The 8619-nt window shown below is 42.6% G+C and carries 7 protein-coding genes; all 7 read left to right on the top strand.

What is annotated here, in order from left to right; all coding sequences use genetic code 11:
• Positions 1-246: 246 nt before the first annotated feature.
• Positions 247-666 (top strand): hypothetical protein, encoded by a 420-nt coding sequence (locus tag AC0YNV_RS40270; protein ID WP_475773062.1) that lies wholly within the window; start codon positions 247-249, stop codon positions 664-666.
• A 222-nt stretch (positions 667-888) separates the two neighbouring features.
• On the top strand, positions 889-1500 hold the full coding sequence (locus tag AC0YNV_RS40265) for a hypothetical protein (protein ID WP_475773061.1): 612 nt from the start codon (positions 889-891) through the stop codon (positions 1498-1500).
• Between the two features lie 336 nt (positions 1501-1836).
• Positions 1837-3153: an ABC transporter substrate-binding protein gene (locus AC0YNV_RS40260; RefSeq protein ID WP_475773060.1), complete on the top strand. Its 1317-nt coding sequence runs from the start codon at positions 1837-1839 to the stop codon at positions 3151-3153.
• The gene (locus AC0YNV_RS40255) at positions 3154-4377 is read left to right on the top strand and encodes an ABC transporter substrate-binding protein (protein ID WP_475773059.1); all 1224 of its coding nucleotides are present in this window, start codon (positions 3154-3156) and stop codon (positions 4375-4377) included. It begins immediately after the preceding gene.
• 194 nt (positions 4378-4571) lie between these two features.
• Positions 4572-5843, top strand: coding sequence for an IS110 family RNA-guided transposase (locus AC0YNV_RS40250; protein WP_475773058.1), 1272 nt, complete (start codon positions 4572-4574; stop codon positions 5841-5843).
• Between the two features lie 706 nt (positions 5844-6549).
• Positions 6550-7464: a copper amine oxidase N-terminal domain-containing protein gene (locus AC0YNV_RS40245; protein ID WP_475773057.1), complete on the top strand. Its 915-nt coding sequence runs from the start codon at positions 6550-6552 to the stop codon at positions 7462-7464.
• A 43-nt stretch (positions 7465-7507) separates the two neighbouring features.
• Positions 7508-8413: a copper amine oxidase N-terminal domain-containing protein gene (locus tag AC0YNV_RS40240; RefSeq protein WP_475773056.1), complete on the top strand. Its 906-nt coding sequence runs from the start codon at positions 7508-7510 to the stop codon at positions 8411-8413.
• Positions 8414-8619 lie beyond the last annotated feature (206 nt).

The raw sequence follows: 8619 nt of genomic DNA, 5'->3' as shown, positions 1-8619 counted from the left end.
AGGTCTATGAAGTGGTCACCCGAGCGTCCTTCATACATGTCTAACAAGGGAGAAATCCTGCGAATAAGCGAGCATTCGTGAGAAAACTTAATCGTACCGAGGGAGTTCAATTAATGATGGAGCAGATTGCCGATGGCAGCTGCTCCATTTCTCATTAAGCTGAAGGGCAGTAATGTGCAACAAAGCCACTGTGAAATACGTTTTTCGTTATTATAAAGAGCGATTAGGTATAAGGGGGCACTGGAGATGCGATTCGGAAAAGCAATGATTTTGTTATTGTTCGTGGTACTCGTGGCCGCGTGTCAGAAGTCCGAAAGCAAGACATTCGATACGCTAATGAACGGAAGTGTCATCAACAAAGTTGAGTTTCGAGATGGCGGGAGCGGCTACTTGTACCGGACGGAAGATCAATCGAAGATTGGTGATCTTCAGAGCCTGTTGAATTCGAAAGGCTACAAACATGTGAAGACGCCGGAGCCGTATACCGGCTATTTATACTCGGGGAAAATCAACGGCGAGCTATCGATATGTTTTGCTATGGGTGATCTGATATTGAACAATATTTATTACAAAATTGTTGATCGTGATGTTCAGTTTTACAGTCAACTGACTAAGATAGTTGAAGGTTTCGGGAAAGTCGTGGCAACGGACGGTAATACACCCTGAGGGCCGTCATTAAGCTAACGGAGAACGATAGTACACTGTTGAAGGGCTGTCACGCGGGCGGCCCTTCGCTACACTAACGGGCAGTTTAGCTCCAATGGATCAGTGGTTTACGTTCGTTGACATTTGGAGCGAATCGATCGGCTTAACCATAAATTGATTCGGTCTAGCTCTTATAGTGCAACAGTTGCAATCTGTTAAGCGTCAAGTATTTGAGGTGATCTAATGAAAGTCTTTTTATGCCTTTTATTGATATTAATGACGGGGTGTTCACAATCCAATCCCAGCAATTCTATGTCCGAATCTTCTTATGCAGATATCATTAGTTTAGGGGATACGGATTATGTCAACGCTTGGGAGCTGGCTTTGTTGGACGTAACGGAAATCAAAGAGATTGGGAAAGTCGACAGCGGAACTGTAATTGCTGAGGGCACACCGGCATATTCCATTCCGAGCTACCCAGATCAGGATGTGGTTGTAGTAAAAGCCAATAGTAATCGTACCGGTTTCCTTGTCTATGTTCGCAATGGTGGAGATGGGAAGTCTTACTACCCTGTCTTTGAAGATCAATCGGTGAGAAAGATCATAATTTATCAAGGAACTGAAGTACTTCGAGAACTTAATGGCCAAGAGGCGGATTCATTTGTCGACTTATTCGAACAGCAGGGGCCTTACAATGAATTTCAATTAGATAGGGAACCTCAATACACCGTGTTGTTTATAGGAGACAATGTCTTAGGTCATAATTATCGGATTCTGGAAAAGGATGGGCAGTTTGGTCTTGCCCATATTGAGAGCAAACTGCCAGATTCGATTGCTCACTACTTTAAGCAGTAAGTGGTTTATTGAGCTATAGGGTACAATAGTTTAATAAAGGTCATGTGACGAAGGAGCTGCCGCGGCAGCTCCTTTTGCTTTTTCGCAAAATTCATCTATATGTATTGCTGGGGCGTGAGCTACAATACGAACAGGTGGATTAAGTCTATAGGTGGAGCTATTTTCAGGATAACTCTTCTTTTGTTTTTGAAGTAAAATGGTAGGATAACGCAACTTATGGGTATATCTTTGCGTTCTACATAGGGAATAACTGTAAATAGAAAATTAATGAATGAGGACACAATTTTAAAATAGTAAGCAGATTGGTCCTTTAGACAAACTTACAAAGGGGAAATTATGCGAATCTTCAAAAATGGCATTATCGTTATTATACTCCTATATCTATTAACTGCATGCAGTCAGTCTACGAGTCAGGAGGATTCTGAGAAAGTCGAACTAAAGGTACTATACTCTTCTAGAATGGAGTTTCAGCGTGATTTTCAGAATATGATTCAGGCCAAGTTCCCTAATGTGAATATTCAAGTGATTGAATTTAGACAAGTCTTTACTCCAGGTAAGGATAGAGTAGATAGCTACATAGAGTTTATGAAAAATCAGAAACCTGATTTAATTGCAATCCCCAATGATATTCCTGGTCTTTTTAGCGAGATCGTAAGGCAGGATCTACTTAAGCCACTCGATAGTCAAATCAAGAATGATGATTTTGATATCGCTGGCTTATTACCAGGACCCGTTGAACAGATTCGTTCCGCCGGAACGGGAAGTTTGTTTGCCTTACCGCTGACTTTCACGGGCGAAGCCCTTTTCTATAACAAGGATCTTTTCGATCAATACGGAATTCCATACCCTAAGGATGAAATGACTTTCGCGGAAGTTATGAAGTTGGCCCAGCGATTTACAGGTCAGAAAGATACGTTTGGCTACAGTAAAGTATGGCAAGATAAAGGGCCACTTGTCCTTTGGGCTGGTGATAGTGAGAATATAAAGTGGATGGACGCTACTCATAATAAAATTGTATTTAACACAGAAAGCTGGCGTAACGTTATGAACCAGGTCTTCGATAGCATCGCATCGGGGGTAGTATTCAATACAGCGGAACATTCTGATACTTCGACCAAACAAAATTCGATCACACTTGATCCTTTCCTAAAAGGGAAGTCAGCGATGACCATTGCCGGTCCTGAATATATGGGTACACTGCAGAAAAGCGCCTTTCAGTGGGGCTTGGTAAGTGAACCGATTAATTCGGCCAGTCCCACAGTTTCCAAGGCCTTGCAGCCTTCCAAGGTGATTGGCATCACTAGCCAATCCGCTCTATCGGAAAGAGCGTGGGAAGTTCTTGCTTTTATGAATAGCGATGATGCTGCACGGCTTCGGTCGGGAGTAATGGATGAATTTCCTCCCGATTTCCCAGTTCGAACATCGTATATTAAAAACGATCAGTGGAAACCCTTCTACCGATTAGAGGCTGATTCAAACAAGTGGACAAGCAATAACTCACGCACTGAATATTTCACACCTATTCTGACAGATATTATTAGCCGTGAAATGGATCGCAAGGAAAGTCATGAGCAAACGTTAGATCAAATGATGGAGAACATAGAGATATCCGCTAACAAAGAATGGACTCGAATTGAAAAAGGACGTGAGTAAATGCACCCGGTGCGTAAAAAAGCTTCACTTATATTTTATGCCTTGCTAAGTATTATTCTCCTTTCTGCCTGTTCTTCAGAAGTGGATCCGGACGAACTTGAAGGAACGCTAACGGTTGTAACAGTATCAGAAAAGGACTTTCTGACCACTTATGGTAATGCAATTAGTATTCAATATCCGAAGGTCAAAGTTAATATCATTACACTACCGGATTCGGTTAAAACGATCGATCAGTATATTAATTGGATTACTACCACAAATGGTGACCTCTATATGATAAACTCTCCAATCATTTATAAGCCTATGGTAGATTCAGGCACCTTGCTATCACTAGATTCACGGATTAAAAAGGACAAATTAGATCTAGCAAATGATCCTCTTGGTTCAACTCCCTATTTAAGAGGAATTGGAGGTGGTGACCTCTTTGCGCTTCCTACGGGATTCATGACTACTGCATTGTTTATTAACAAGAGTCTTTTTCAATCCGAAGGTGTCCCATTACCGAATCAACCGATGAGCTGGCAAGAGGTTATGGATTTAGCCTCCAGATTTACGCTTCCTCACGTTGGCTTTGACGCCTATTGGGAAAGCCCTGGACAATTTCTCATTTCTATTGCCGAAAAGAATAAGTTACAGATATGGAATGGGAAACAAATGACGATTAACACAAAGGAATGGCAAGAAGAAGCGTTAGTCTTTCAAGATTTGTACAAGGGTAATCGTTTAGAACTAACTAATGCCGACAAATTTATGGAGGGACAAGCAGCTATTACCTCTCATCCCCCCTCTTATGGAGAATTATTATTAGCTAAGGATCCATCTTTTGAGTGGCAAATGGTCGCTTCTCCCGTTCAGGTGGACGACCGTCTAACGACGCCCGATTTAAATTTTAAGGGATTAGTTGGAATAGGAGCTAAAACTAAGAATCAGGAGTTGGCGTGGGAGATTTTGCAATATATGATCAATAATCATTTAGCTGGAGTTACAATGGATTCCTTGCCATTATACGATATACCATCGACCATCAATGGCATTAATGTTGAACCTTTGTATCAAGGGAGATTCGGCAGTTATCAAGCTCCTAAAGAACCAGTAGAGTTGGATCAATCGCTTCGGGAACTCGCTATTAAGCAATTTGACCTTTTTCTACAAGGTGCACAATCCATTCAAGATACACTCAAGCACATTGAAGACGAAGGAAAGAATTTGATTGGAACCAATTAATCTGTCTGAACAAAACGATCATCCATTACATCTGCAGCAGGCAGATGCACTAGGTTGTTAAACTAAAGGGTACGATAGCATTCCTGTAGAGCGTTAAATTACCGCTTTGCAAAAAAACGAGCGCCTCGGTACGATGGGAGTACGAAACGGGTCATAGCCCTTTAAATCCCATCATCTTAGGAGGACGCTCTACTATGAAGTTTAAATCGCAGGACAAACAAAATCAACTCATTGAAAAAATTACCGCCCAGCATCTGGTCGTCGGGATCGACATCGCCCAGCAGACCCATGTTGCACGAGCCGTTAACTTTCGCGGTATTGTGCTTGGTCATTCCCTATCCTTCTCGAATGATGAGGAAGGTTTTCACAGCCTTCTTCGGTGGATCCAGTCGCTGCAATCCGCCCATGCTTTAAAGGCGGCCATTGTTGGCATGGAGCCTACCGGACATTATTGGCTTAACGTATCCAAGTGGCTCTCGGATCGCCAATTTGAAGTCGTTCTCGTCAATCCACATCTGGTGAAAAAGAACAAGGAGAACCGCGACAATACGCCATCCAAGAGCGACAAGAAGGATGCTCTTGTCATCGCCGACATGGTGAAAAACGGCTACTACTCGGTTACTCGCAACACACCAGCAGCCTTTGAAGAACTCCGTGTCTTTCTCTCCAATCGAGACTTTGTCGTAACGAGACTCGTGAGTGCGAAGAACCAAATTCATCGCTGGGTCGACGTGGTGTTCCCGGAGCTGAGGCAAGTCTTCAAAAACATCATGTGCACGGGTTCATTGGCCACACTTCGTCTTTTTCCTACACCCGAGGACATGTGTACCATACAGCCCCAAGACGTCATACAAGGTTGGAAATCACTGATGAAACGGCATGCTGGTGAGCGAAAAGCCCGAGCCCTTATCGCTCTTGCTAGCCGTTCTGTGGGTTCTAAGCAGGCCTTGCATGCCTACAAGCTTCACTTGAAGCAACTTCTCGACGAGTACGATCTTGCTTGCCTGCAGCTAGAAACGGTAGAAAAGGAGATCGTTGCTGTTTTAGAACGGATTCCATTTGCGAAATTTATGCTTGCTGTCAAAGGGATTAATGCCATTTCACTAGCCGGCATTCTGGGTGAGGCAGGGGATTTAAGCGGCTTTGTCCATGGGAATGCCTTACTGCGGCATGCCGGTCTCAATCTCGCAGAAGCCAGTTCAGGCAAATGGACCGGGCAAATGAAGATTAGCAAACGGGGACGATCTCGCCTCCGCCGTTTCATCTTCATGATGACCCTGAGTTTAGTCGCGAACAATCCGGAGTTTAAAGCGATGCATGCCTACAATGTACAGGTAAAGAAGATGAAGAAGATGAGGTCCATTATGAAGTTATGCGGCAAATTAGCGAGAATATTAGTTGGAATGGCTCGCAGCGGCGAGGCCTACAACGCTCCTAAAACGATGCCGATCCAGCAAGCAGCTTAATCGATACTTACCGTTTCGTTGTACGAATTTTGGCTTATTCGCGGGATTTCAAAGAAAGCACGGCGTACCGGATGCATTGAACCAAAGGGCACCGACCCGTAACGATAGCAAGACCGGCCTCCACCCCTTGGACAGGTGTAACGAAGGAATGAAAGGGCATTGACCCGTTGAGACATGGGAGTGAGAACCTCCAGGGGCGGCGTGGAGAATACGTGCAGGATATGGAAGAACATGGGGGAATAGTCTCCCCCTCTATTTCCTCACGTCTTCATGTTGTCCAGGTCTATGAAGTGGTCACCCGAACGTCCTTCATACATGTCTAACAAGGGTGAAATCCTGCGAATAAGCGAGCATTCGTGAGAAAACTTAATCGTACCGAGGGAGCTCAATAAAACAATAAGGCAGCCGATCAGATCGATCCGCTGCCTTTACTCAACTAACGGGCAGGATTCTACGGCGCTTGGCACATTCGAGGTGAAGCAACTTCTATGTGCACACCGGTGACGGGAGGAATACGCCTTCCAACATCTAGATAAAGGATGTTCTTTTTATGTTCTTATTGGTTCCTTTTCCAATTTTCGGACCATGTTCTGATTATTTTAGTAAGGGGCAAGAGGGACCGATATATTACAGTACCAGATTCTGCATGAACTGAAATTTAATAAAGGTCATTATCAAATTCTATTTTACTTAGGAGAGAAGAATAATGAAAAAAGTCTTGTCTGTTCTAGTATTAATTCTAGGTTTAGGCTTATTGAGTCATCCTTTAATTTCTGATGCTGCGGTAGACAATGATGCTTATGAAGCTCAGGCTGAAGTAAATGTAAATGGTCAATACATTCAAATGGATGTTCATCCGGTACTGGACAAGAATCGTCTTTTCATTCCTATCCGAACGCTTGCATCTTTAGGGCTATCTTTTAGTTGGAATCCTTCCTCACGAATTGCTACCATTCAAAATAAGGAAGGCGTGTATTTGAAGATTAAGGTAGGTAATAAAATAGCCCACAATAATGGGATAGATGTACAAATGGACGCACCCGCGCGAAACATGAATGGACGAATATTAGTTCCTATTCGATTTGTATCTGAGGAGTTAGGTTATCACGTGCAATATGAAACCATCCGTAACATCGTTTTTATTACCTCTAATGATTATAAGTTTGATGCCAGTTTATTAAGCCAAGATGATTTGCAAGCTGCGCGTAAAGCTGCTATTTCATTGCCCTTTACGGCAAGCTTTAAGCTCCTAAGTTTCAGCGCGAAAGCATTGAACAGCTATACCTTTCCAACAGGGAGGGCAGATACATACCTTTTTGATGATAGTCATACATCCTCAATTGTGGAAATTAAGGATGGCAAGGCAATTGTGACGGGACAGTTTGTAGCGGGAGCAAAATCTGACATTGCATATAAGGCAGGCAACTATACAGCAGCAGATACTGGGGACCCTATTATGAAACCATTTTTTGTGAATGATAACGTGAACTACTATAAAAATTTAAATGGTACTACGGCAACAACCTATACAGATGATGGAGGGAATCGAAAACGATTTACGAGTCAGAGTCCTATAAAGGTATATTCCAACATTATTCAAAAACTGCCGATAAATAAATAAAAGCTAAGTGCTTAGCATGTGTAAATAAGAGGAGGCTGTTACAATGTTGAAAAAGTATGTACTCACAAGTTTAATTTTGGCGGTCATAGTCTTTTCCATTGGAAGCATGGTATCAGCGGCAGATTCTTCGATTAGTTTGAATGTGAATGGGGTGAAACTGACGGATCAAAAGCCTGTTATTATTAATCAAACTACAATGGTACCTATTCGGACAGTTTCTCTTCTTCCCGTTTTTAGCGTTGGTTGGGACAACAAAGCAAAGACCGTTACCGTTACAAACAAGACTTCCAAAGAAGTCCTCAAGCTTACAGTTGGGAAAAAGGAGGCCACGAAAGGAACAAATAAAGTGACAGTTAGTGTTTCTCCACGAAACATTAACGGTTCCGTCTATGTACCTTTGCGTTTTATTGGAGAATCACTGGATGCCTTTGTCGTATGGGATGCGGAAACGAAAACAGCCGTGATTTATAACGGATCCAGTGATCTTGCTACCAAGAGCCGAGATATTGTAACTGCACGACAAGCAGTTCTTGCTTTGCCGAAAATTAGTTTGCAGGAACACCTTGGTTTTACCTCTGACATCCGTACAACGCAGTATTATTTTCCATATGGCCAAACTCAAAAATTCTTTATCACAGAAGGGGACTATACTGGGTATTATGAGGTTAAAGATCATGCGGCATGGCAAATTTGGGAAGGGCATGTTACGGCGAAAAAAGCAAATGAACTAGATGTAATTGCAAATCTTGTTCCTGCCGTAAGTGAAGAATGGGGAAAGCGTCCTGTTTATAACGGTTCCTATATATATTTTTTGCATCAATGGATGGCTGGTGTCACAACTTACGGTACGTTTGATGAAAATGGAGAAGGAGTCGAGCTAGGAAGCTTGGATGGAGCATTTGACAAGTTGACGATTGTTGCAATTGAAGGGGAAAAGCGCACTGATTAGAAGGCATCTCACAGAGAGGTGTCATTTAAATAGTCGGGAGAAAGTATTTGAAAAGTCAAATGTAATGTGTAGGGATCAGAAGTGATACCGTTAAGCTACCCCGAAAATTAATATTAGCTCAGACCTAAAAATGGCAGCACGAAACTAAACCCAGCTTTTATGGTTTTTAAAAACTGTGCTTCTTCGCAATCTATGAGACATTGAAA

Source organism: Paenibacillus sp. JT31N11, from assembly GCF_056269285.1.
The sequence above is the reverse complement of the archived record's forward strand: the minus strand, read 5'-3'. Positions and strand labels throughout refer to the sequence as shown.